At 72.0% G+C, this 22,781-nt stretch carries 20 protein-coding genes and 1 tRNA gene; 9 read left to right on the forward strand and 12 right to left on the reverse strand.

Annotated features, from left to right (window positions below; genetic code table 11):
• The first annotated feature begins 423 nt into the window (after positions 1-423).
• The 5 genes from ACIA5F_RS21220 (at position 424) to ACIA5F_RS21240 (ending at position 6,753) form a co-directional block, all read left to right on the forward strand.
• The gene (locus ACIA5F_RS21220) at positions 424-1,191 is read left to right on the forward strand and encodes an IclR family transcriptional regulator (RefSeq protein WP_399355195.1); all 768 of its coding nucleotides are present in this window, start codon (positions 424-426) and stop codon (positions 1,189-1,191) included.
• A gap of 376 nt (positions 1,192-1,567) precedes the next feature.
• Positions 1,568-2,350, forward strand: coding sequence for an MIP/aquaporin family protein (locus ACIA5F_RS21225; RefSeq protein WP_399355197.1), 783 nt, complete (start codon positions 1,568-1,570; stop codon positions 2,348-2,350).
• Between the two features lie 78 nt (positions 2,351-2,428).
• Positions 2,429-3,970, forward strand: coding sequence for a glycerol kinase GlpK (glpK, locus tag ACIA5F_RS21230; RefSeq protein WP_399355199.1), 1,542 nt, complete (start codon positions 2,429-2,431; stop codon positions 3,968-3,970).
• Positions 3,971-4,014: 44 nt separating this feature from the next.
• Positions 4,015-5,622 (forward strand): FAD-dependent oxidoreductase, encoded by a 1,608-nt coding sequence (locus ACIA5F_RS21235; RefSeq protein WP_399355201.1) that lies wholly within the window; start codon positions 4,015-4,017, stop codon positions 5,620-5,622.
• A gap of 126 nt (positions 5,623-5,748) precedes the next feature.
• Entirely contained in the window at positions 5,749-6,753 is a 1,005-nt protein-coding gene (locus ACIA5F_RS21240; protein WP_399355203.1) for a PAC2 family protein, read from the forward strand.
• 111 nt (positions 6,754-6,864) lie between these two features.
• Here the strand turns inward: ACIA5F_RS21240 and mshC are convergent, their stop codons facing one another.
• The 4 genes from mshC to ACIA5F_RS21260 all read right to left on the reverse strand — a co-directional run bounded on the left by mshC (position 6,865) and on the right by ACIA5F_RS21260 (position 10,370).
• Entirely contained in the window at positions 6,865-8,094 is a 1,230-nt protein-coding gene (mshC, locus tag ACIA5F_RS21245) for a cysteine--1-D-myo-inosityl 2-amino-2-deoxy-alpha-D-glucopyranoside ligase (protein WP_399355205.1), read from the reverse strand.
• Positions 8,095-8,205: 111 nt separating this feature from the next.
• Positions 8,206-9,048: an SCO1664 family protein gene (locus tag ACIA5F_RS21250; protein ID WP_399355207.1), complete on the reverse strand. Its 843-nt coding sequence runs from the start codon at positions 9,046-9,048 to the stop codon at positions 8,206-8,208.
• On the reverse strand, positions 9,012-9,599 hold the full coding sequence (locus ACIA5F_RS21255) for a DUF3090 domain-containing protein (protein WP_399355209.1): 588 nt from the start codon (positions 9,597-9,599) through the stop codon (positions 9,012-9,014). The genes ACIA5F_RS21250 and ACIA5F_RS21255 overlap by 37 nt, the downstream gene beginning before the upstream one ends.
• Positions 9,600-9,668: 69 nt before the next feature.
• Entirely contained in the window at positions 9,669-10,370 is a 702-nt protein-coding gene (locus ACIA5F_RS21260; protein WP_399355210.1) for a histidine phosphatase family protein, read from the reverse strand.
• Positions 10,371-10,424: 54 nt separating this feature from the next.
• Here ACIA5F_RS21260 and ACIA5F_RS21265 point away from each other — a divergent pair, with 54 nt between their 5' ends.
• Positions 10,425-11,414: a magnesium and cobalt transport protein CorA gene (locus tag ACIA5F_RS21265; protein WP_399355212.1), complete on the forward strand. Its 990-nt coding sequence runs from the start codon at positions 10,425-10,427 to the stop codon at positions 11,412-11,414.
• A gap of 154 nt (positions 11,415-11,568) precedes the next feature.
• Here ACIA5F_RS21265 and ACIA5F_RS21270 read toward each other — a convergent pair whose 3' ends face one another.
• Entirely contained in the window at positions 11,569-12,618 is a 1,050-nt protein-coding gene (locus tag ACIA5F_RS21270; RefSeq protein WP_399355214.1) for an LLM class F420-dependent oxidoreductase, read from the reverse strand.
• 261 nt (positions 12,619-12,879) lie between these two features.
• On the opposite strand from ACIA5F_RS21270, the gene ACIA5F_RS21275 reads away from it, so the two are divergent.
• On the forward strand, positions 12,880-15,156 hold the full coding sequence (locus tag ACIA5F_RS21275) for a helix-hairpin-helix domain-containing protein (RefSeq protein ID WP_399355216.1): 2,277 nt from the start codon (positions 12,880-12,882) through the stop codon (positions 15,154-15,156).
• A gap of 122 nt (positions 15,157-15,278) precedes the next feature.
• On the opposite strand, the gene ACIA5F_RS21280 is transcribed toward ACIA5F_RS21275, so the two are convergent.
• Entirely contained in the window at positions 15,279-15,932 is a 654-nt protein-coding gene (locus ACIA5F_RS21280; RefSeq protein WP_399355218.1) for a hypothetical protein, read from the reverse strand.
• 47 nt (positions 15,933-15,979) lie between these two features.
• Between ACIA5F_RS21280 and ACIA5F_RS21285 the strand changes: the two genes are divergently transcribed.
• Complete coding sequence (locus ACIA5F_RS21285; RefSeq protein WP_399355220.1) at positions 15,980-16,168, forward strand: DUF5703 family protein; 189 nt, start codon at positions 15,980-15,982, stop codon at positions 16,166-16,168.
• A gap of 40 nt (positions 16,169-16,208) precedes the next feature.
• Here the strand turns inward: ACIA5F_RS21285 and ACIA5F_RS21290 are convergent, their stop codons facing one another.
• The 3 genes from ACIA5F_RS21290 to ACIA5F_RS21300 all read right to left on the reverse strand — a co-directional run bounded on the left by ACIA5F_RS21290 (position 16,209) and on the right by ACIA5F_RS21300 (position 18,781).
• Complete coding sequence (locus ACIA5F_RS21290; protein ID WP_399355222.1) at positions 16,209-16,943, reverse strand: chaplin family protein; 735 nt, start codon at positions 16,941-16,943, stop codon at positions 16,209-16,211.
• A 149-nt stretch (positions 16,944-17,092) separates the two neighbouring features.
• Positions 17,093-17,326 (reverse strand): chaplin, encoded by a 234-nt coding sequence (locus ACIA5F_RS21295; protein ID WP_399355224.1) that lies wholly within the window; start codon positions 17,324-17,326, stop codon positions 17,093-17,095.
• Positions 17,327-17,455: 129 nt separating this feature from the next.
• Entirely contained in the window at positions 17,456-18,781 is a 1,326-nt protein-coding gene (locus ACIA5F_RS21300; protein WP_399355226.1) for a M20/M25/M40 family metallo-hydrolase, read from the reverse strand.
• Positions 18,782-18,949: 168 nt separating this feature from the next.
• On the opposite strand from ACIA5F_RS21300, the gene ACIA5F_RS21305 reads away from it, so the two are divergent.
• Positions 18,950-19,037: transfer RNA gene (locus ACIA5F_RS21305), tRNA-Leu, on the forward strand.
• 285 nt (positions 19,038-19,322) lie between these two features.
• On the opposite strand, the gene ACIA5F_RS21310 is transcribed toward ACIA5F_RS21305, so the two are convergent.
• The 3 genes from ACIA5F_RS21310 to ACIA5F_RS21320 are packed head-to-tail and all read right to left on the reverse strand — an operon-like array spanning position 19,323 to position 22,617.
• Positions 19,323-20,786 (reverse strand): hypothetical protein, encoded by a 1,464-nt coding sequence (locus ACIA5F_RS21310; RefSeq protein WP_399355228.1) that lies wholly within the window; start codon positions 20,784-20,786, stop codon positions 19,323-19,325.
• Entirely contained in the window at positions 20,783-22,123 is a 1,341-nt protein-coding gene (locus ACIA5F_RS21315; RefSeq protein ID WP_399355230.1) for a KGGVGR-motif variant AAA ATPase, read from the reverse strand. Before ACIA5F_RS21315 ends, ACIA5F_RS21310 begins: the two co-directional genes overlap by 4 nt.
• Entirely contained in the window at positions 22,120-22,617 is a 498-nt protein-coding gene (locus ACIA5F_RS21320; RefSeq protein ID WP_399355232.1) for a hypothetical protein, read from the reverse strand. Before ACIA5F_RS21320 ends, ACIA5F_RS21315 begins: the two co-directional genes overlap by 4 nt.
• Between the last annotated feature and the right edge of the window lie 164 nt (positions 22,618-22,781).

The following is a 22,781-nucleotide window of genomic DNA, read 5'->3' on the forward strand; positions in this document are numbered from 1 at the left end:
ATCTCGTTGCAGCCCTCCAGCTGCTGGAAGTCCTCCAGAGTGGGGTCCTGCGCCTGGAGCATCGTTCCCATGGCTCCATCGGCGACGACGACGCGAGTGGCCAGTGCCTCTCGGAGGGCGTCCGCCCGGGTCCGGGGGTCGGCGGGCAGGTTCGGCAACGAGGCCATGGAGTGCTCCCTGGGATGCGACGGCTGTCGGCTTTGCACCCCTGCTGTGTCAAGGGTGCACGCGGTCAGGGTAACCGGGCGGTGACGGCCCCGGTGAGGGTGTCCCATGTGACGGACTGCATTCTGTGGCGGGGAACAGCGTGAGCGGAGTTTCCCCGGCCATGCGGAAGGTCGGCATCGACCGATACTGTTCAGCATTGTCGAACCGCATCAACACAGTCGGCTCCGCCGGCACCGGTCAGCAGGAGGCTGCGCGATGGCACGGAACATCCAGTCGCTCGAACGAGCCGCTGCGATGCTGCGGCTCCTGGCGGGCGGCGAGCGCCGGCTGGGGCTGTCGGACGTGGCCTCCGCCCTGGGCCTGGCCAAGGGCACGGCGCACGGCATCCTGCGCACCCTGCAGGCCGAGGGCTTCGTCGAGCAGGACCCGGCCTCCGGCCGCTACCAGCTGGGCGCGGAGCTGCTGCGGCTGGGCAACAGCTACCTGGACGTGCACGAGCTGCGCGCGCGGGCCCTGGTCTGGACGGACGACCTGGCCCGCGCGAGCGGCGAGAGCGTGTACGTGGGGGTGCTGCACAAGAGCGGGGTGCTGATCATGCACCACGTGTTCCGGCCCGACGACAGCCGTCAGGTGCTGGAGGTCGGGGCCATGCAGCCGCTGCACTCGACCGCCCTGGGCAAGGTGCTGTCGGCGTACGACCCGGTCGCGCACACCGAGGCGGTGGAGGCGCAGCGCGAGGCGTTCACCTCCCGCACGGTCACGGACGCGGGCGGTTTCGAGGAGACCCTCGGGCTGACCCGGGCGCGCGGCTGGGCCGCCGATGTCGAGGAGACCTGGGAGGGCATCGCCTCGGTGGCCGCGCCCATCCACGACCGGCGGCGGATGCCGGTGGGCGCGGTGGCGGTCGCGGGGGCCGTGGAGCGGGTCTGCGGGGAGTCCGGGGAGCCCCGGGCGGCGCTGGTGGCGTCCGTGCGGGACTGTGCGCGCGCCGTCTCCCGCGATCTCGGGGCGGGCCGGTTCTGACCGTCTCGCGGCCCCCTCGTAGCCCCCTCACCGCCTCCTGCGGTCTCTTTTCGACCGTTTTCGAGGGCATGACGGCCGCCACCCGGCTGATTCGTGCCCTCTTTTCGTCCTGTCCGGACTGGATCACGGGTGCACCTGGGTAGTCCTACCCGGTGGTAACGATCCGGCACCTTGACGCCCGCAGCCCTTGACGCCTTCTTCACCCGAGCGGAAAACTGCCGTTCATCGGTCGGCATTGTCGAACACCTACCGGCAATAAGCGTTAGGGTATGGCAAGGCCAAGGACCGGTGCAGCACTCACCGAGTGCGCGTGCGCGGACCGACCGGACGGGACTCCGGTGTCCGCCGCCCCTGGACATAGACAAAGGAGTCGCGGGTGTCCAGCTCCGACATCTTCATCGGCGAGACCATCGGTACCGCCCTGCTCACCCTGCTCGGCGGTGGCGTCTGCGCCGCCGTGACGCTCAAGAGCTCCAAGGCCCGCAACGCGGGCTGGCTGGCGATCACCTTCGGCTGGGGTTTCGCCGTCATGATCGCCGCGTACGTCTCGGCGCCCCTGTCCGGCGCCCACCTCAACCCCGCGGTCACCGTCGGCATCGCCGTCAAGACCGGCGAGTGGGGCGACGCGCCCGTCTACTTCGCCGGCCAGCTGCTCGGCGCGATGCTCGGCGCCGTCCTGATGTGGATCACGTACTACGGCCAGTTCCGCGCCCACCTGTCGGACCCGGAGCACATCCGGGACGCCACGCTCGGCCCGCAGGACCCGCACCCGCACGACATGGCCGGCCCGGTCCTCGGCATCTTCTCGACCGGCCCCGAGATCCGCAACGTCGCCCAGAACCTGGTCACCGAGATCATCGGCACCGCCGTCCTGGTCCTGGCCATCCTGACCCAGGGGCTCCAGGACGACGGCAAGGGCCTCGGTGTCATCGGCGTCCTGATCACCTCGTTCGTGGTCGTCGGCATCGGCCTCTCGCTGGGCGGTCCGACCGGCTACGCCATCAACCCGGTGCGCGACCTCGGTCCGCGCATCGTGCACGCCCTGCTGCCGCTGCCCCACAAGGGCGGTTCGGACTGGGGATACTCCTGGATTCCGGTCGTCGGCCCGCTCATCGGTGCCGTCGTCGCCGGTGGTCTGTACACCGTCGCGTTCGCCTGACCGGCGCCCGCACCCTCGCGAGATCCGCACCGACATCCTGAACCCGCCCCCCTCCGAGACCTGCCAGGAGCAGCCATCATGACCAGCAGCACGGGCCCCTTCATCGCCGCGATCGACCAGGGCACCACCTCCTCCCGTTGCATCGTCTTCGACCGCGACGGCCGCATCGTCGCCGTCGACCAGAAGGAACACGAGCAGATCTTCCCGAAGCCGGGCTGGGTCGAGCACGACGCCACCGAGATCTGGGCCAATGTGCAGGAGGTCGTCGCCGGGGCCATCGCCAGGGCCGCCCAGGACATTCCGGGCTTCACCGCGGCCGACGTCAAGGCCGTCGGCATCACCAACCAGCGCGAGACCACCCTGCTGTGGGACCGGCACACCGGTGAGCCGGTGCACCACGCGCTGGTCTGGCAGGACACCCGCACCGACGGCCTCTGCAAGGAGCTCGGCCGCAACGTCGGCCAGGACCGGTTCCGCCGCGAGACGGGCCTGCCGCTGGCCTCCTACTTCGCGGGCCCGAAGATCCGCTGGCTGCTCGACAACGTCGAGGGGCTGCGCGAGCGCGCCGAGGCCGGCGACATCCTCTTCGGCACCATGGACTCCTGGGTCATCTGGAACCTGACCGGCGGCGCCGAGGGCGGGGTGCACGTCACCGACGTCACCAACGCCTCCCGCACCATGCTGATGAACCTCCACACGCTGGCCTGGGACGAGCGCATCGCGGAGTCCATCGGGGTCCCCATGCAGGTCCTCCCCGAGATCCGCTCCTCCGCCGAGGTCTACGGGCACGTCAAGACCGGCGTCCTCGCCGGGGTCCCGGTCGCCTCCGCCCTCGGGGACCAGCAGGCCGCGCTGTTCGGGCAGACCTGTTTCGCCGAGGGCGAGGCGAAGTCCACGTACGGCACCGGCACGTTCATGCTGATGAACACCGGCGACAAGATCATCAACTCGTACAGCGGCCTGCTGACCACGGTCGGCTACCAGATCGGCGACCAGAAGCCGGTCTACGCGCTGGAGGGCTCCATCGCCGTCACCGGCTCGCTCGTCCAGTGGATGCGCGACCAGATGGGCCTGATCAAGTCCGCCGCCGAGATCGAGACGCTGGCCTCCTCGGTCGAGGACAACGGCGGCGCCTACTTCGTGCCCGCCTTCTCCGGCCTCTTCGCCCCGTACTGGCGCTCCGACGCCCGCGGGGTGATCGCCGGTCTCACCCGGTACGTCACCAAGGCGCACATCGCCCGTGCCGTCCTGGAGGCCACCGCCTGGCAGACCCGCGAGATCACCGACGCCATGACCAAGGACTCGGGCGTCGAGCTCGCGGCCCTCAAGGTCGACGGCGGCATGACCTCCAACAACCTGCTGATGCAGACGCTCTCGGACTTCCTGGACGCCCCCGTGGTGCGCCCGATGGTCGCCGAGACCACCTGCCTCGGCGCCGCCTACGCCGCCGGCCTGGCCGTCGGCTTCTGGCCCGACACCGACGCCCTGCGCGCCAACTGGCGCCGCGCGGCGGAGTGGACCCCGCGGATGCCCGCCGAGCAGCGGGACCGCGAGTACAAGAGCTGGCTCAAGGCCGTCGAGCGGTCCATGGGCTGGGTCGACGACGAAGACGCCAGCTGACCGCACGGCCGGCGCAATCGACGAGTAAGTAGGAGTCAAGGGATATGAGCAGCCCGCAGAGCGTCCCCGCACTGGGTACGCACCCGACCGCCGGTTCGAACCCGAGCCGTGCCGAGACCCGTGGCCAGCTGGCCGGGGCCACGTACGACCTGCTGGTCATCGGCGGTGGCATCCTGGGCACCTCGGTGGCCTGGCACGCCGCGCAGTCGGGACTGCGGGTCGCCATGGTGGACGCCGGCGACTTCGCCGGCGCCACCTCCTCCGCCTCCTCCAAGCTGGTCCACGGCGGTCTGCGCTACCTCCAGACCGGCGCGGTCAAGCTGGTCGCCGAGAACCATCACGAGCGCCGGGTGCTGGCCAAGGACGTGGCCCCGCACCTGGTCAACCCGCTCACCTTCTACCTCCCGGTGTACAAGGGCGGTCCGGTCGGCGCGGCGAAGCTGGGCGCGGGTGTCTTCGCGTACTCGGCGCTCTCCGCCTTCGGCGACGGCATCGGCAAGGTGATATCCCCGGCCCGCGCCGCCGCCGACAACCCGGGGCTGCGCACCGACAACCTGAAGGCCGTCGCGGTCTACTACGACCACCAGATGAACGACTCCCGGGTCGCCGTGATGACGGTCCGCGCGGCCGTCGAGTCCGGTGCGGTCGTCCTCAACCACGCCGAGGTCACCGGCCTGCGCACCACTCGCGGCCGGGTCTCGGGCGCCGAGCTGAAGGACCGTCTGGACGGCACCGAGTTCGGGGTCGACGCGCGCGTCGTGCTGAACGCCACCGGCCCGTGGGTGGACCACCTGCGGCGGATGGAGGACAAGCACTCGATGCCGTCCATCCGGCTCTCCAAGGGCGCGCACATCGTCATGAAGCGCGCGTCGCCGTGGAAGGCCGCGATGGCCACCCCGATCGACAAGTACCGCATCACCTTCGCCCTTCCGTGGGAGGACCAGCTGCTGCTGGGCACCACCGACGAGGTCTACGAGGGCGACCCGGCCGATGTGCGCGCCACCGAGGCCGACATCCAGCAGATCCTGGACGAGGCGGCCTTCTCGGTGAAGGACGCGGACCTGGACCGCTCGCTGATGACGTACGCCTTCGCGGGTCTGCGGGTGCTGCCCGGCGGCCCCGGCGGGGTGGAGAAGGCCAAGCGGGAGACGGTCGTCTCCGAGGGCGCGGGCGGCATGCTGTCGGTCGCGGGCGGCAAGTGGACGACGTACCGCCACATCGGCCGGGTGGTCATGGAGAAGCTGGCGAAGCTCCCGGGCAGTCCGCTGGCCGAGGACATGGAGCCGGTGAAGTCCCTGGTGCGCCGGGTCCCGCTGCCCGGTGTCGCCAACCCGAACGCGGTCGCGCACCGGCTGCTGGTGGACCGGGAGCCGGGTTCGCGGATGGACCCGCTGACCGCCCGCCACCTGGCCTCGCACTACGGCTCGCTGGCCTTCGACATCGCGCGGATCGCGAACGAGGACCCGGCGCTGGCCGAGCGCATCCACCCGGACGGGCCGGAGATCTGGGCGCAGGTCGCCTACGCCCGGGACAAGGAGTGGGCCGAGACCGTCGACGACGTGCTGCGCCGCCGCACGACGGTGACGGTCCGCGGCCTGGACGACGCCCGGGTCCGCGGCCGGGTCCAGGAGATGCTGGACCCGAAGGCGTAGCTCCCGCGCGGGTGGGGAAGAGGGGCGGTTCCAGGGGAACCGCCCCTCTCGCGTGGGCTGTGGCCGGTGTCGTCCCAAGGCTTAGGCTGACCCACGTACACAAGGGAACTTCGGAAGGAGACCTGGGTGATCGAGCTTGAGGGCGTGCCCGAGCTGATCGACCCGGTCATGGTGGCCGCGTTCGAGGGCTGGAACGACGCGGGTGACGCGGCCTCCGGTGCGGTCGCGCACCTGGACCGGGAGTGGAAGGGCGAGGTGTTCGCGGCGCTGGACGCCGAGGACTACTACGACTTCCAGGTCAACCGGCCGACGGTATGGCTGGACAACGGGGTGCGGAAGATCACCTGGCCGACGACACGGCTGTCGGTGGTCCGGATCGGCGGGGCGAAACCGCGTGACCTGGTCCTCGTACGGGGGATCGAACCGTCCATGCGGTGGCGGTCGTTCTGCAACGAGATCCTCGGGTTCGCGCACGAGCTGGGCGTGGAGATGGTGGTCATCCTCGGGGCGCTCCTGGGGGACACCCCGCACACCCGGCCGGTGCCGGTGAGCGGGGTCACCTCGGACGCGGACCTGGCGCGCACGATGGACCTGGAGGAGACGAAGTACGAGGGCCCGACGGGCATCGTGGGTGTCCTGCAGGAGGCGTGCACGCACGCGGGTGTCCCGGCGGTGTCGCTGTGGGCGGCGGTGCCGCACTACGTCTCGCAGCCGCCGAACCCGAAGGCGACGCTGGCCCTGCTCAACCGGCTGGAGGACCTGATCGACATCCGGGTCCCGCTGGGCGAACTGCCCGAGGACGCGCGGGCGTGGCAGCTGGGCGTGGACCAACTGGCCTCCGAGGACAGCGAGGTGGCGGAGTACGTCCAGACGCTGGAGGAGGCGCGGGACACGGCCGACCTGCCGGAGGCCTCGGGCGATGCCATCGCCCGGGAGTTCGAACGGTATCTGCGCCGCCGTGACCCGTCGGCTCCCCCGGCGGCGGAGGCGGGGGACGGCTCGTACCTGCGCGACACCTCGGGCGGTCTGGCCCGCCCGCCCAAGCGCAGGCCGGACACGGCCGGGGAGGAGTCCCCGCAGCCCCCGGCCGCGTCCGCGCCGGACGAGGAGGAGACGCCCCCGGAGGCGTAGCGGCCGGCCGGGCGCCCACGGGCCCCGGACACCTGTCATGGACGGATGCCGGGCCCGCCGCACGTGCGGCGGGCCCGGCATCCGTGTGTTCCGGCCGGGACGGGGGTGTGGTTACAGTGCCACGCCCAGCAGGGCGTCCACCGTGCGGGAGACCAGGCCCGGGGCCGACTCGTCCGCGCCGCCCGAGGCGCTCTGGCGCTCCGCCCAGCGGTCCACCGCGGCCAGCGCGGCCGGGGCGTCCAGGTCGTCGGCCAGGGCGTCCCGGACCTCCTCGACCAGGGAGTCGGCGGACGGGCCGTCCGGGCGGGACACGGCCGCGCGCCAGCGCTCCAGCCGGGCCTCGGCCTCGGCGAGGACGGCGTCCGTCCACTCCCAGTCGAAGCGGTAGTGGCGCGAGAGCAGGGCGAGGCGGATCGCCGCCGGGTCCACCCCGGCGCGGCGCAGCGCCGAGACGAAGACCAGGTTGCCCCGGGACTTCGACATCTTCTGGCCGTCCAGGCCGACCAGGCCGGCGTGCACGTACGCCTTGGCCATCGGGAACTCGCCCGTCAGCGCCTGCGCGTGCGAGGCGCCCATCTCGTGGTGCGGGAAGGCCAGGTCGGAGCCGCCGCCCTGGATGTCGAAGCCCATGCCGAGGTGGTCCAGGGCGATCGCCACGCACTCGATGTGCCAGCCCGGCCGGCCGCGGCCCAGCGAGCCGCCGTCCCAGCTCGGGTCGCCGGGGCGCTGGGCCATCCACAGCATCGGGTCCAGCGGGTTCTTCTTCCCCGGCCGGTCGGGGTCCCCGCCGCGCTCGGCGGAGAGCAGCCGCATCGCCTCGGCGTCGAGGTGGGAGACCCCGCCGAAGTGCGGGTCCGACTCGACGGAGAAGTAGATGTCGCCGTCCAGGTCGTAGGCGGCGCCCGCGTCCCGCAGCCGCTCGACCAGCGGCACGATGCCGGGTATGGCCTCGACGGCTCCGATGTACTCGCGCGGCGGCAGAATCCGCAGGGCGGTCATGTCCTCGCGGAAGAGGGCCGTCTCGCGTTCCGCGAGCGCGGTCCAGTCGTGGCCGTCGCGCCGCGCCCGCTCCAGCAGCGGGTCGTCCACGTCCGTGACGTTCTGGACGTAGTGAACCTGGCGCTTGGTGTCGAGCCATACGCGCTGCACGAGGTCGAACGCGTTGTAGGTCGCCGCGTGACCGATGTGGGTCGCGTCGTACGGGGTGATGCCGCAGACGTAGATACGGGCGACGGGACCGGGGGCGAGGGTGATCGTCCCCCGGGTCGCGGAGTCGTGAATCCGGAGGTCGCGGCCCTTGCCAGGAAGGGCGGGGACGTCAGAAGCGGGCCAGGCATGCATGCGTCGAGCGTAACCGGACGGATGTTCCTGAAACGAACCGGACCTGCACTGTTGGCCTGATCGGCGCTCTTGCCATCTGGCTGGTTCTGTGCGTGTGGCCGGCGGCCGGTTTCAGACCGGTGGCCAGGGGATCGCCGGCCACTGCCCGGACGGCTGCGGGTGCCTCCCGGAGCGCAGCAGCCGCGTCACCCGGTCCCGTACGGCGGCCAGCTCGGCCGCGGTGATCAGTTCGGCCAGCCGGGTGGCGAGGGGGGTTCCCGCGGTCAGCCGGGCGTCCAGGGCGGCCAGCACCTCGCGGGCCTCGTCCGTCAGCGGCTCGCCCGCCCATCCCCACAGGAGGGTGCGCAGTTTGTCGTCGGTGTGGAAGGTGACGCCGTGGTCGATGCCGTAGAGGCGCCCGTCGGGTGCGGGGAGCAGGTGGCCGCCCTTGCGGTCACTGTTGTTGATCACGGCGTCGAGGACGGCGAGGCGGCGCAGCCGCGGGTCGTCGGCGTGCACGAGCAGGGCCGTGCGGCCCGGGCCGCGCGAGGCGAGGGCGACGGGCTTCCAGCCCTCCCCCGCCTCCTCGCCCTCGACGAGCGCGAGGAGCCCGCCCTCGCCGGGGTCCTGTTGCGGTGAGGTGATCCACCGCTGGACCATGCCCTCCCCGTACGGCCCGTCGCGCAGGACCGTCGTGGGCACCAGTCCCCAGCCCGTGGCCTCGGAGACCAGGTAGGCGGCGACCTCGCGCTGGGCGAGGTTGCCGTCGGGGAAGTCCCACAGGGGCTGCTCGCCCTTGACGGGCTTGTACACGCAGTCGGTGCTCACGCCCTCGTGGGTGACGGTGCACCGCAGGACGGTGTTGGAGGCCTCGCGAATCCGGCCCTCGACGGTCAGCTCACCGTGGGTGAGCAGTTCCTCGATCTCCCCCGTGGCGTTCACGCCTGGCGCCGGTACCCGTTCTGGCGGGGGCACACGTGGCCCTCCGGGTCCAGCGGCAGACTGCACAGCGGGCAGGGCGGCCGGCCCGCGTTGACCACGTCCAGCGCCCGTTTGGCGAAGGCGCGGGCCTGGGCGCCGGTGAGGCGGACCCGCAGCATCGGCGGGCCGTTCTCCTCGTCCTGGAGCAGGCGTTCCTCCGCCTCGGCGAGATCCTCGTCCGAGCCGGCCTCCAGTTCCACGAGCGCCTGCGCCTCGACGATCATCCGCTGTTCCTCGCCGTCCCAGGCCAGGGCCATGGTGCCGACGCGGAACTCCTCGTCGACGGGGACGTCCAGGGGGGCGGTGTCGGCGGCGCCGGGTGCCACCGCCGGGACCGGGGCATTGCCCCCGGTGCGCCGTACGACCTCGTCCAGCAGCTCGTCCATCCGCTCGGCCAACGCCGTGACCTGGGTCTTCTCCAGGGAGACGCTGGTGACGCGGGGGCCGGAGGAGGCCTGCAGGAAGAACGTACGTCGCCCCGGCAGACCGACCGTGCCGGCCACGAAGCGGTCCGGCGGGTCGTAGAGGAACACCTGACGGGGCACGTCCAGTCTCCAAGTCTCGGTGGCAGCGCGCACTTGTTGTGGGCCCGTCCACCCTACTGCGCCGCCCGATCAGGCCGCGCCCGCGCCGCCCCCCACGACGGCGTCCCCGGCCGCCGCGCCCTGCTCCGGCGCTGCCGGGTCCGCGGTGAACGCGGCGAAGTCCCCGGTGTCGCCGAGCCGGAGCAGGAAGGGCCGCACCGGTGTGTAGCGGATGACGGTGACCGAGCAGGGTTCGACGGCGACGCGCTGGAAGAGGTCCAGGTGCATGCCCAGGGCGTCCGCGACCAGGGACTTGATGACGTCCCCGTGGGAGCACATCAGGAGGACGGCGTCGCTGCCGTGCTCCTCCTCGACGCGCGCGTCCCACTCCCGTACGGCGTCCACGGCGCGCGCCTGCATGGCGCGCAGGGACTCGCCGCCGGGGAAGGCGGCGGCGGACGGGTGCTGTTGGACGATCCTCATGAGCGGTTCGTCGGCGAGTTCGGCGAGTTTGCGGCCCGACCAGTCGCCGTAGTGGCACTCGCCGATCCGGTCGTCGGTGTGGAGTTCCAGCTCCGGCCGGGCGGCGAGCAGCGGCGCGAGGGTCTCGCGGCAGCGTTGCAGCGGGCTGGTGACGGCGGCGGCGACCGGCACCCCCGCCAGCCTCCCGGGCAGCGCGGCGGCCTGCTCCGCGCCGCGCTCGTCGAGCGCCACCCCCGGGGTCCATCCGGCGAGCAGCCCGGCGGTGTTGGCGGTGGACCGTCCGTGTCGTACGAGGATCAGCGTGGCCATGGGGTCAGCGTAAGCGGTGTTCCCGGCGTGCGGAGGGGGTCCGGGCAGGGAAGAATGCCCGGCGTGATTGTCGACTGCGCGATGTACAGGTCCGGTGCCCGGGTGGAGGGCCCCGACGACTTCTCGGACGCCCTCGCCGAGGCGCGGGCGACCGGTGACGCCTTCCTCTGGCTCGGCGTGCACGAACCGACGGAGAAGGAGTTCGACCACGTCCGGCGGGAGTTCGGGCTGCACCCGCTGGCGGTGGAGGACGCGCTGACCGCCCACCAGCGGCCGAAGCTGGAGGTGTACGACGACTCCCTGTTCGTCGTCCTCAAGCCGGTGCGCTACGACGAGGCGAGCGACACGGTGACCACGGGCGAGCTGATGGTTTTCGTCGGCGACTCCTTCGTGGTCACGGTCCGCCACGGCGAGGGCCCGCTGGTGGCCGTGCGCCACCGGCTGGAGCAGGACCCGGACGTGCTCAGGCACGGCCCGACGGCGGTGCTCTACGCGGTGTCCGACGCGGTGGTGGACCACTACATCGAGGTGGCGGCCGAGCTCCAGGCGGACCTGGAGGAGTTGGAGGCCGATGTCTTCGCCCCGGACGCCCCGGACAGCAAGAACACCGCCGCGCGGATCTACGGGTTCAAGCGGCAGGTGCTGGAGTTCCGCCGGGCGACGGTCCCGCTGGTCCAGCCGATGGACCGGCTCGCGGCCGGGGACGTGCCGTTCGTGCACGATCACGCGAAGCCGTTCTTCCGCGATGTCGCCGACCACCTGACCAGGGCGAACGAGTACGTCGAGGGCCTGGACCGGCTGCTGTCGGACGCGCTGGCCGCGCACCTGGCCCAGATGGGCGTCCGGCAGAACGACGACATGCGCAAGATCTCGGCGTGGGCGGCGATGGCGGCCGTCCCCACGATGGTGGCGGGGATCTACGGGATGAACTTCGAGCACATGCCGGAGCTGCGGCAGGTCTGGGGGTATCCGGCGGTCCTGACCCTGATGGCGGGCCTGTGCCTGGGCCTGCACCGTACGTTCAAGCACCGCGGCTGGCTGTGACACTCCCCGGTCCCGGGGCGTAACCCCGGGGGCCCCGGGCGCGTTGTTGGGTGTGCCGGCCGTGGCGGGGAAGACCCCCCGAGCCCCCACCACGGCCGCAGACCTCGCACCCTCTCAGGGGCACGCCTCTCGGGCGCACACCTCGGACACGGCCCTACGCCAGGCCAGCGCGTTCCAGGGCCTCGGTCCCGGCGCGCAGGGCGGCGAGCCGCTCCTCCCGGGTGAAACCGGCCGGGGCCAGCGTGAGCGTGGTGACCCCGGCCTCCGCGTAGGCCCGCATCCCGTCCGCGATCCGTTCCACGGGGCCGAGCAGGGTGGTCGAGTCGATCAGCGAGTGCGGTACGGCCGCCGCCGCGCCCGCCTTGTCGCCCGCCAGGTACTTGTCCTGGATCTCGGCGGCCTCCTTCTCGTACCCCATGCGCCGGGCCAGCTGGTTGTAGAAGTTCTGCTTCCGGCTGCCCATGCCGCCCACGTACAGGGCGGTGTAGGGGCGGAACACGTCGGCGAGGGCGCTCACGTCCTCGCCGACGGCCAGCGGCACGGTCGGGCAGACGTCGAAGCCGTCCATCGTCAGCCCGGCCTTCGCCCGGCCCGCCCGGATGTGGGTGAGGGCGGTGGTCTCCAGGTGCTCGGCGGACGGGAAGATCAGCAGCGCGCCGTCGGCGATCTCGCCGGTCTGCTCCAGGTTCTTCGGCCCGATGGCGGCGATGTAGAGCGGGATGTGCGCGCGCTCCGGGTGCACCGTCAGCTTGAGCGGCTTGCCCGGCCCGTCCGGGAGCGGCAGGGTCCAGTGCTCGCCCTCGTACGAGAGGCGCTCGCGGCTCATCGCCTTGCGGACGATCTCCACGTACTCCCGGGTCCGGGCGAGCGGCTTGTCGAACTTCACGCCGTACCAGCCCTCGGAGACCTGCGGTCCGGAGACGCCGAGGCCGAGCCGGAAGCGGCCCTTGGTGAGGGAGTCGAGGGTGGCCGCCGTCATCGCGGTCATGGCGGGCTGGCGGGCGGGGATCTGGAGGATCGCCGAGCCGACGTCGATGCGTTCGGTCTGCGCGGCGACCCAGGCCAGGACGGTCGGGGCGTCGGAACCGTACGCCTCGGCGGCCCAGCAGACGTCGTAGCCGAGGCGGTCGGCCTCCTGGGCGACGGCCAGGTTGTCGGCGTCCATGCCCGCACCCCAGTAGCCGAGATTGATGCCGAGCCGCATGTGTCGTCCCCTTACGGTGTGCCGGTTTACCGATCAGTAACGTAGGTCTGCGGGGACTGTAGCGCGCCCGGGTCCCCCGCGTCAGCGCCTCCGGGCCCCCGGTGTGCGGGGAGCGCCCGGGGCGGGAACCCCGCCGGACCCGGCGCAGCGCGTGGCGGCCCTGTCGGTGACGGCCCTTAGTCTTCCGGAGGAGATCCTGCCGGGCGGCGGACGTCGTACCGGTGCCCGTGGACGCCATCCCGATCAGGACTGGAGCACGTTGTGAGTACGGACCGCACGGACGCGGAGGCCGCGGAGGCCGGGCCGCCTTCTGACCCCGCCCCCGCCGACCCGACCACCGAGGCCGAGGTCGAGATCGAGGCGGCGGCCCCCGGGCCCGAGGCCGCGGAGACCGACCCCACGACGGCCGACGGCCCCACGGCGGAGGCGGACACCGAGGCAGGGACGGGTACCGAGACCGGGACGGAGGCGGACACCGCGACGGGGACCGAGGCGGGTACGGAGGCCGCGGCCGTCGCGCCGAGCGAGGCCGCCGCCGAGCTGGCCGCCCAGAAGGTCGAGCGCGAGCGCATCGCCCGGCGCAAGGCCGAGCGGGAGCGTCCCGTCGAGGCCGGGGCCAAGCTCAGCGGGACGGCCGCCGAACTGCTGGCCGCCGTACGGGCCGTGGAGAGCGGCGCGAAGCCCGCCCCGGTGTACGCGGCCACCCCCGCCGCGCCCGGTCCCGCGGACCCGCCGCCGCCCGCGCGCGTCCCCGACCCCGCCCCCGCGCCTTCCGTGGCCCCGCCCGCCGCGACCGTCGAGCCGCCGGCCGCCGTACGGGCCGTCCTGGCGCGCGGCGGCGCCCCCGAGACCCTGGCCGCCCCGGCCGCGGCGGCTCTCGGCGCCGATGCCGCCGGGCGGCTCGCCGAGGACCCCTGGCTGCTGCTGTCGGTCGCCGGGGTCCACCCGGACCGGGCGGACGGCTTCGCACGGGCGCTGCTGGCCGCCGGGGCCGGTCCCGGGGACGAGCGGCGCACCACCGCCCTGCTGCGCTGGCTGCTGGACCGGGCCGCGGACGCGGGGCACACCGCGCTGGAGGCCCCGGTCCTCCGGTCGGCGCTGGCCCGGTACGCCGTGCCGGACCCGGCCGGGGCACTGGACCGGGCCGTGGCCGAGGGCACGGTACTGGTGTTCCACGAGCCGCTGGACCCGTCGGCCGCACCGGCCGCACCGATTGCCGAGCACTCCGAGCACGCCGAGCACGCCGAGGACGGGGAGCCGGACGAGGTCCCGGTCCGGGTCCTCATCGGCCTGGAGGGGCCGGCGATGGCCGAGGAGAGCCTGGCCGAGGGGCTGGCCCGGCTGGCCGACACCTTCGCCGCCCCGGCGGACTGGTCCGGGGCGGCCGGGGCCGCGCCGAGCCCTTCCGCCGCCGAACTGATCCGCGCGGTCTCGGGCCACGGCCTGGTCACCCACACCGGTGGTGAGGCCGCCCGTGCCGAACCGGTCGCCCTGCTGGCGGCGGCCCGGTCCATGGGGCTGCGCGCCTGCCTGGCCACGCACGTCCGGGCGGCCGGTCCCGGCTCGGTGACCGTGGCGGGGCTGCTGGCCGGTGCCGAGGGCCCCGGCCGGGACGCGGAAGGGCAGTTCGCGCTGGACCTGCTGATCGTGGAGGACGCCCCGCAGCTGGACGTGGAGAGCGCGGCGGCGCTGGTGGAGTCGGTCCCGGACGGGGCCCGGCTGGTGCTCTCCGGGGACCCTTCGGTCCTCGGCTGCGCCGGCGCCGGGCGGGTCTTCGCCGATGTGCTGGCGGCCCGCGCCTTCCCCCACCTGGTCTCCCGCACCCCGGACCCGGGGCCGCTCGGCGAACTGGTCTCGGGGGTCGGGACCGGGGAGCTGGTCCAGGTCGACGCCCCGGGCAAGGAGGTCGTCATCGTCCCGGTCCGCGAGGCCGGGGAGGCCGTGCACCGCACGGTGCAGCTGGTGGCCGAGTCGGTGCCGCGGGCCTTCGGGGTCCCGGCGGACGGCGTCCAGGTGATCACCCCGGGCCACGGCGGCCCGGCCGGGACCCGCGCGCTGAACGCCGCCCTGAAGGAACGGCTGAACCCCGGCCCCGGCCGGTTCGGCGGCTTCGACCCCGGCGACCGTGTCGTCCACGTGCCGGCGCCCGGCCGGGCGCTGGCGGCGCGGGTGGTGTCGGCCGACGCTCAGGGGCTGCACCTGGACCGCGCGGGCGTGCGGGTCGTCGTACCGAAGGAACGGGTGGAGGCCCAGGTGCGCCACGGCTGGGCGGTGACGGCCCACCAGGCCGTGGGCGCGCGCTGGCCGGCGGTGGTCGTCGTGCTGCCGGGCGACGCGGCGCAGGCCCTGTCGCGGGAGTGGGTGTACACGGCGTTCGGGCGGGCGCAGAGCCATCTGTCCGTGGTGCACGGCGTCGACCAGGCGCTGCCGCGCGCGGTCGCGGAGGTGCTGGCGAAGCCGCGGACCACCCGGCTGGCGGGCCTGCTCCGGGCCCACGCGGCGGCGGCCCGGGAACAGCCGGGCGAACAGCCCGGGTAGCCGGCCGCGGCCGGACGGCCGCGCGGCCCCGTCCAGGGAGGACGGGGCCGCGGTACCGGGCAGGGATCGGGGTGCGGATCGGGTACGGACGGGGCCGGTCTCGGGACCGGGCCCGGTACGGGTCAGGCCCGGGCCGGGCCCAGCTGCGCGTCCTCGTCCTCCTCGTCCTCCTCCCCGGCCTCGTCGTCGAAGACGGAGCTGACGTCGAACCGGTGCATCACGTCCTCGGGGCCGGTGTGGCCGAAGGGCGAGTCGAGCCACTCCCCCGGTTCCGTCGCCTCTTCCGAGGCCGCGATCCAGAGCGTGGAATCGCCCTCCTCCAGACCGAAGTCCTTGTAACGGGAGGCGATCTCGTCCGGCTCGTACTCCCCGAAGAGCACGCCCAGCGCGCCGGCGGTGCCGCCGTCCTCGACGAGTTCGGCGTCCCGGTCGTGCGCGGCGACGCGTTCGGCCTGGGCGATCAGCCGCGATGGTTCGGCCACGGCGTAGTCGCGGCGGATGAGCACGCTGAAGGCGACGGGCTCGACGGGTCCGGTGTACGGGACACCGTCCTCGGGCGTGGGGATCTCGAACGGGGTGACCTCGTCGTACCGGTCGTAGAGGAGTTCGTCGTACTCCTCCGCCGCTGCGGCGAGTTCGTTGAAGGCGGCGTAGACGGCCGGGTCCTCGTCCCCGATCCTGCCCTCGACCGCGGCGAGGTGACGGTCGAGCGCGGCCTTGACCGCCTCGGCGGCGGCGCGTACCTCGGCAACAGTGGGCAGAGCGGCATCAGACATAGGACAGACGCTATCCGTAGCAGGGCGCTGCCCGCACAATAGATGCGATGCCGGAATACGAATTCGTCGATGTGTACGTGCCCCGCGGTGTCCCTCGCACGGAGGCGACCCGTCTGCTGACCGACCATGCCGAGTACGGGCACTGGGAGCTGGACCGGCTGACCCTGCACCGGGACGGCAGCCGTCGTGTGCGGCTGCGCCGCAGGATCATCCGCCAGGTCCGCGCGACCTGGTAGGTGCGGGCCCCGGGGGCGGGGCCCGCACCGTGGGAGTCCGTCAGGCGGCCTTGCGGGCGCGCCGGTAGAGGACGGCTCCGGCGATCAGGAGGCCACCGGCGAGCGGGACGCCCGCCGTGAGGACGTCACCGGAGCCGGTGGTGGCGAGGCTGGCGCCCTGGCCGGGCGTGACGACCGTGCCCGTACCGGGGTGCGTGACCGGGAGGACCGGCTTGGCCGGCTTGCCCGGGGTGACGGACCCGGTGCCGGGTCCGGTGGGCTTGCCCGGGGTCTGGGGCGTGCCGGTGCCGGGCGTGCCCGGCTTGCCGGGGTGGTGGTCCCCGGGGGTTCCGGGCTTGCCCGGGTGGTGGTCGCCCGGAGTACCCGGCTTGCCGGGGGGCCGGTGGTCACCGGGCTTGCCCGGGTTGTCGGTGCCCGGCGTGCCGGGCTCCACGGGCAGCTGCTCCACAGGCGGCTGCTCCACGGGAGGCTTCTCCCCCGGCGTGCCCGGCTGGTCGGGCCGGCCCGGCCTGGCCGGCTTGCCCGGACCGTTGACGCAGGTGTTCCCGAAGGCCGGGTTCAGCAGGCCGATCACGTCGATCGTGTTGCCGCAGACGTTCACGGGCACGTCCACGGGCGCCTGGGCGGCGTTCCCGGAGAGCAGGCCCGGAGAGCCCGTGGCGTGCCCGGAGGCACCGGAGTCCGCCTGTGCGTAACCGCCGGCGAGCGCGAGAACGCCCCCTGCGGCAGCCACGGTGATCAGGGTCTTTCTGGTGAACTGTGCTGTTCGTCGCATCTGTACTCGTCCCCTGCTGTGTGCGGGTCGGTCGGCGCACCGGCCGGACCGGCTCCCACGCCCTCGTACGCCGAAAGGAAAGGCCGGGCCCCAAAGCCCGGCGGCCCCGGAACGCTGTAGCGCGCTCCGGGGCCAAGACTTCAGATGCGTCAGGCGTTGACGCAGGTGTTCCCGAAGGCCGGGTTCAGCAGGCCGATCACGTTGATCGTGTTGCCGCAGACGTTCACGGGCACGTGGACCGGGACCTGGATGACGTTGCCGGACGCGACACCGGGAGAGCCGATGGCCGCACCCTGGGCACCCGCGTCGGCGGAGGCCAGGCCCGCGCCCGCGAGAAGCAGACCACCGGTGGCAGCCGCGACGGCGATAACCTTCTTGAGCATTGTTCCTCCTAGTAGGCAGTGCGGTCCCAGCCGCGGACCGCACCCCCTGTAACGAGGAGGGTTCACCAGGGCTACGAGCGTATGAGCGCATTCACTCTTCTCAGTGGAATACGCACACCTTCCCGATTCTCAGGCGTTGTCAATGAATCGGTCGAGCACCCGCACCCCGAACTTCAGTCCGTCCACCGGCACCCGCTCGTCCACTCCGTGGAACATCCCGGCGAAGTCCAGCTCCGGCGGCAGCTGGAGCGGCGCGAAGCCGAAGCAGCGGATGCCGAGGTCGTCGAAGGACTTGGCGTCCGTACCGCCGGAGAGCATGTACGGGACCGCCCGCGCGATCGGGTCCTCCGCCCTCAGCGCGCCCTGCATGGCGTCGACGAGCTTCCCGTCGAAGTCCGTCTCCAGGGCCTTGTCCCCGTGCACGTCCTCCCGTGTGACGCGCGGGCCGAGGATGCGGTCGAGGTCCGCGAAGAACTCGTCCTCGTAGCCGGGCAGGAAGCGGCCGTCGACGTGGGCGGTGGCCTGGCCGGGGATGACGTTGACCTTGTAGCCGGCGCCCAGCATCGTCGGGGCGGCGGAGTTGCGCAGCGTCGCGCCGATCATCTTCGAGATGCCGCCGAGCCGGGCGAGCGTGGCGTCCATGTCGTCCGGGTCCAGGGGGGTCCCCAGCGCGTCCGACAGCTCGTCCAGGAAGGACCGTACGGTCTTGGTCACGCGCACCGGCCACTGGTGGCGGCCGAGCCGTCCCACGGCCTCGCACAGTTCCGTGATGGCGTTGTCGTTGTTGGTCATGGACCCGTGGCCCGCGGTGCCCTCCACCGTGAGCCGCATCCAGTGCATGCCCTTCTGGGCGGTCTCGACGAGGTAGAGCCGCAGGTTCTCGTTGACGGTGAAGGAGAAGCCGCCGACCTCGCCGATCGCCTCGGTCACCCCCTCGAACAGCCCCGGGTGCTTGTCGACGAGGTGGCGCGCCCCGTAGGTGCCGCCGGCCTCCTCGTCCGCGAGGAAGGCCAGCACGATGTCGCGCGGGGGCTTGCGCCCGCTGCGCATCCGGTCGCGGACGACGGCCAGCGTCATCGCGTCCATGTCCTTCATGTCGACGGCGCCGCGGCCCCACACGCAGCCGTCGGCGATCTCGCCCGCGAACGGGTCGTACGTCCAGTCCGCCGCGTTGGCGGGGACCACGTCGGTGTGCCCGTGGATGAGGAGGGCCGGACGCGACGGGTCCTCCCCCTCGATCCGCGCGACGGTCGAGGCGCGCCCCTTGTGCGACTCGAAGATCTGTGGTTCCAGCCCGACCTCGGCCAGCTTCTCGGCGACCCACTCGGCCGCCTTGCGCTCGCCGGGGCCCGAGTGGTCCCCGTAGTTGCTGGTGTCGATCCGGATGAGGTCCCGGCAGAGGTCCACGACCTCGTCCTCACCGGTGACGGTCCTGCCCGCGCTCGACTCGCTCACGCTGCTTCCTCCCACTGATCAGTACCGAACTGCTCCCATCCTCCCGCCCCGGCCCGCTCCGCCCAAGGGCGGTACCCCGGCGACCGGGGGGTGTGATCGAGGACCCCGGAATGTTTGGTAATGTTTTCCACGTCGGACCGGCCCGCAAGGCCGCGAGACAGACACCTTGTCCGGGTGGCGGAATGGCAGACGCGCTAGCTTGAGGTGCTAGTGCCCTTTATCGGGCGTGGGGGTTCAAGTCCCCCCTCGGACACCAGCAGGAACCCCACTCCGGTGGGGTTCTTTTGCGTTTCCGGGGCGTGGCGTGACCAACCGCGTGGCCGACAGCCGAGCGAATCTCCTGGTCAGAGCAGGCACGCGAGTGGGCGTACCGGGCCATGGTGCGGCCGGGTGCGGAAGGTGCGCCACCACGCCGACGCCTTCGTCCTGCGGAGCGACGAGCTGAGCTCAGCATCCGCTCTGCGAAGTGCGGGCCCTCACCGCACGCTGATCGCGGTGAGGCAGAGCCGCCCGGTGCTGTTCGCACCGGGACGTCGGTCGCCTACGACTGAACTTTCGGCACCCCGCCTTTACGGCCGATCGAGAAGGCGATCCGGTACACGTCCGGGAGGTCGATCCGGCCGTCCTTGCGGCGGCGCATCACACCGAGGGCGATCAGCTCGTCGATCAAGCGCAGATAGTCGTCCGGGTACCGTGGTCCGGTACGGACTTCCGTACCACTTCCGCCCGCATTGGCACGGGCCGCCTCCTTTCCCAAGGTGGACGTCAGGTCCGACCCGTGCCAGAGGTCCAGTACAAGCCCTTGGTCGATCGGGACTTGCTGGCCCGCCAGCGGTTCGATGACCGTGCGCACCCACGGCATGTCCTCACGGATCTCGTTGACGCGGGTCTGCGAGGCCGATTGGACCCCCTTTCGGATGCCCTCGTGAGAGATCGCGTACGGATGGCTCGCGTACTTCCCCCGGGTCTCGTCCACGGCCATGCTGAGCGCGTTGAGGAAGCTGCGGGGACTCACCTGCTCGACGCCGTCCATGAGGTGGTTGGGCAACCACGTGTACGTGATGCCCTTCCGGTAGTTGGCCCCCATGTACGGGCCGGCCAGCCGGCTGAAGACAGCCGCCTGGATCTGCTCGTCCCCGAGCAGCGTGGAGGGGAGCAGATGCCGTCCGGCGTGCTCGGTCCAGTTGCCCGTCCAGGAGCGGAAGCTCGCGGCCTCGGTGCTTTCGTGGTTGCCGAGGTAGTGGAAGAAGAGACCGTACAGATTGGTGGTCGTCCACTGGAGACTGGCGGCATTCGACGTCAGTTTCGACGCGTCGGGGAAGTGGAGCAGCGCTCCGTCGAACATGTCGGGCCGGATGAAGATCTTGCACCGGATGTTCTTGGTGCTCAGCCGCATCTCCAGAGCCAGCTGGAGGATGCCGGCGACAAGCCGGTCCGCCTGAGCCCGGTCCCGGTGGAGATGCTCCAGCGCGTCGAAGAGGATCAGATGCGTGATCTTGTCCTCCTGCGCCTGCTTGTCGGCCCGGGCGACGGTCCGGTCCCGCGCTCCCGGATTGCCCTGTACCCAGGCGATACGGTCCTTCCACTCCATGTTCCCGTGGAGCTCGGGCTGCCCGAGTGCCACGAGAAGCACGGTGTTCCACAGGTCGTAGGCACGCACACCGCTGTCGGCCAAGCTCGCCAGTTCGCCGGCTCCCGGGTACAGATCGGGATCGAGCATCGCGCTGTAACCCGGTGAAACCCTCAGATTCCGGAGCCGTTCGATGCGGTATTCCTCCGCGGCGACATCCCGCAGCTGTTCGTCGAGCAGGGAGCGGCACCAGAAAGTCTTGCCCACCCCGCGGCCACCTCGGACGACCGTGGTGTCCACGTGGAGCGCCAGCCGATGGCTGTCGGGGGTGAAGAGGTTGGAGAGCGAGGGCTCGACGGTGTCCGCGTCCTGAGCGTCCGGAAGCGCCGAAGTCAACAGGTCGCGGTACTCCTCGGCTTCGAGCGGGGTGTTCATCGCGGCCCTTCGATCATCAGATTGGTGGCGGTCTCCAGGAAAGAATCGTACGCGGCGCGCACGAAGGCGCGATCGTCCCAGCCTGGTGTGGCAACGGCGTCGAGGCCGACGAGTTCAAGGGCGAACAGGATCGGAATGGGCGAGTGCGGTGCTGCGCCGTCCTCCGGGCTCGGGTTGAAGCCCGTATCGCCGTCGACAAGGTCGTCGTAGAGGACGGAGAAGCATTCCCAAGCGTGGTCCCGGAACGTCTCCAGGTAGGCGGGACGATCGGCGTCCGGGACCATCGAGGCGACCATCCGCAGTTTCTCCCGGATCTCCGGCGCCTGGCCCGAGGAAAGCCACGCGGTGAAGAGATCGCGGTAACCCGCCCAGGTCTGGCCGTTGTCGCTGCCGAAGAGCAGGGCGAGATCGCACAGGCGTGAGATCGCAATGGCGGCGATGTCGTGAATACCCGCCCGGCTGTCGAGAAGCACGACGTCGGGACGGCGGCTCTCCCTGGTGACGGCGTCCTCGCAGGCGTGGACCGCCGCCTCCAGCCGGTCCGCGAAGCTGCCCTGACCGTGGCCAGGCACGTCGGCGTAGACGCGGTTGAGCTTGTCGACGTACGCGTATTCGGTACCTGGCACCCCGCGCCCCCGGGCAGGAGCCACCCAGAGCTCGCCGTTGTTCTGGAGCTGGAAATGCGTGGCCTGTGCGACGAGGTCGAGACCTTCCTCATTGCCCAGTGCCGATTCCACGAGCTGGTCGATGATGCCGTACCGGGGCAGCTGCTCCTCGGCGACGAGCAGCGGGCCCGCGCCGGGAGACTCCAGGTCGAGATCGACGACGAGGACGCAGTTGCCTTGTCCAGCAAGGTGCTTGGCCAGCATGAAGGTTGCGGTCGATCGGCCCACACCGCCCTTGAAACCGTAGAGCGCGGTGCGCGCGGTGCGCACTCCCCCCGACTCCGCTTCCGGGGTGCTCACCCGGGCCCAGTCCCCACCGACGACGGTGTTGTCGAGCCAGCGGATGCCGCCCTGGCCCGGTGCGGCGATGTAACCGAGTTCGGCAGCCGCCCGGGGTGACGCGAAGTATGCGTCCGGCTGGAAGAGACCGGAGGCGAGGAGGAGGGGCCGGTCCGCCGCGTACCGGCCGAGGGTGTCGGTGAGCCGCTCACGCCAGGCGTCGGTCCTGGCCGTATCGACTTTGCCGGACCGGTCGTCCAGGAGCAGGGAGAGCCGGCCGAAGATGTCCCGTACGAGCAGCACGTCGACACCGGATGCGGCCGCGTCGAGGGCGACGGTGAGCGCGCGAGGTCGCGCCTCGTCGAAGCGGACCGGATCGGGCGGGAAGGTCACGTGAGTACTCCGTCTATGAGCGCCTGTTCGTGCAGGCCGAGAATCCGTTCGGATGCCGCGCGACGTGCGCGGACATCGGCCTCGGTGGCGGAGGACCCGTCACCGTAGCGGTCGTGCACGCTCCAAGTGGCGAACGGCGCCGAAGCCGTCAGGATCGCGGACAGGGCGTTCCCGGTACGGCCTCGGAGCAGGAGCGTCGCGTCGGATATGACATCTCCCGTGTCGGACCACGCCTCCGGGAGGTGGTCGATGTATCTCTGCTTGCCGCTCTGCAGTGGGATGTAGGGCCTGTTGGTCGGCTGGCCACCCTGTTTGACCGGTGCCACCGATACCTGCGTGTACCGCAGCATGAGACTCTTCAGGGCGCATTCCACGGCGAAGCCGAAATGATGGTCCGCGTTGGGCAGTCGGCCGTCGTCATGCAGGTAGACCGCGTCGTTGTGGTGACGTAGCGCGGCGCACGCGTAGTGGTCTTCCCTCGAAGTCTGAGACACGGCCCGATCTTAGAGCGCCGCCCTCGAAGGCTCCGGTGCTCTCACGCCTCACGCCCTGCCGCACCTGCTGCTGGGCGCGGACCAGAACCGGCCCCGGCCGTGACGGGCGCGCCGTGACGGGCGAGACCCCCCGCGGTGTTTCTGGGGCGGGGGGCCTCGGCGGG

The sequence above is a fragment of the Streptomyces sp. NPDC051567 genome, assembly GCF_044454165.1.
GTDB lineage: Bacteria > Actinomycetota > Actinomycetes > Streptomycetales > Streptomycetaceae > Streptomyces.

What these genes read in the sequence shown, in the direction of transcription:
- ACIA5F_RS21220 (WP_399355195.1), top strand. Translation starts at nt 424, where the DNA reads ATGGCACGGAACATCCAGTCGCTCGAACGAGCCGCTGCGATGCTGCGG.
- glpK (WP_399355199.1), top strand. Translation starts at nt 2,429, where the DNA reads ATGACCAGCAGCACGGGCCCCTTCATCGCCGCGATCGACCAGGGCACC.
- ACIA5F_RS21235 (WP_399355201.1), top strand. Translation starts at nt 4,015, where the DNA reads ATGAGCAGCCCGCAGAGCGTCCCCGCACTGGGTACGCACCCGACCGCC.
- mshC (WP_399355205.1), bottom strand. Translation starts at nt 8,094, where the DNA reads ATGCATGCCTGGCCCGCTTCTGACGTCCCCGCCCTTCCTGGCAAGGGC.
- ACIA5F_RS21260 (WP_399355210.1), bottom strand. Translation starts at nt 10,370, where the DNA reads ATGGCCACGCTGATCCTCGTACGACACGGACGGTCCACCGCCAACACC.
- ACIA5F_RS21265 (WP_399355212.1), top strand. Translation starts at nt 10,425, where the DNA reads ATGCCCGGCGTGATTGTCGACTGCGCGATGTACAGGTCCGGTGCCCGG.
- ACIA5F_RS21270 (WP_399355214.1), bottom strand. Translation starts at nt 12,618, where the DNA reads ATGCGGCTCGGCATCAATCTCGGCTACTGGGGTGCGGGCATGGACGCC.
- ACIA5F_RS21280 (WP_399355218.1), bottom strand. Translation starts at nt 15,932, where the DNA reads ATGTCTGATGCCGCTCTGCCCACTGTTGCCGAGGTACGCGCCGCCGCC.
- ACIA5F_RS21285 (WP_399355220.1), top strand. Translation starts at nt 15,980, where the DNA reads ATGCCGGAATACGAATTCGTCGATGTGTACGTGCCCCGCGGTGTCCCT.
- ACIA5F_RS21290 (WP_399355222.1), bottom strand. Translation starts at nt 16,943, where the DNA reads ATGCGACGAACAGCACAGTTCACCAGAAAGACCCTGATCACCGTGGCT.
- ACIA5F_RS21295 (WP_399355224.1), bottom strand. Translation starts at nt 17,326, where the DNA reads ATGCTCAAGAAGGTTATCGCCGTCGCGGCTGCCACCGGTGGTCTGCTT.
- ACIA5F_RS21310 (WP_399355228.1), bottom strand. Translation starts at nt 20,786, where the DNA reads ATGAACACCCCGCTCGAAGCCGAGGAGTACCGCGACCTGTTGACTTCG.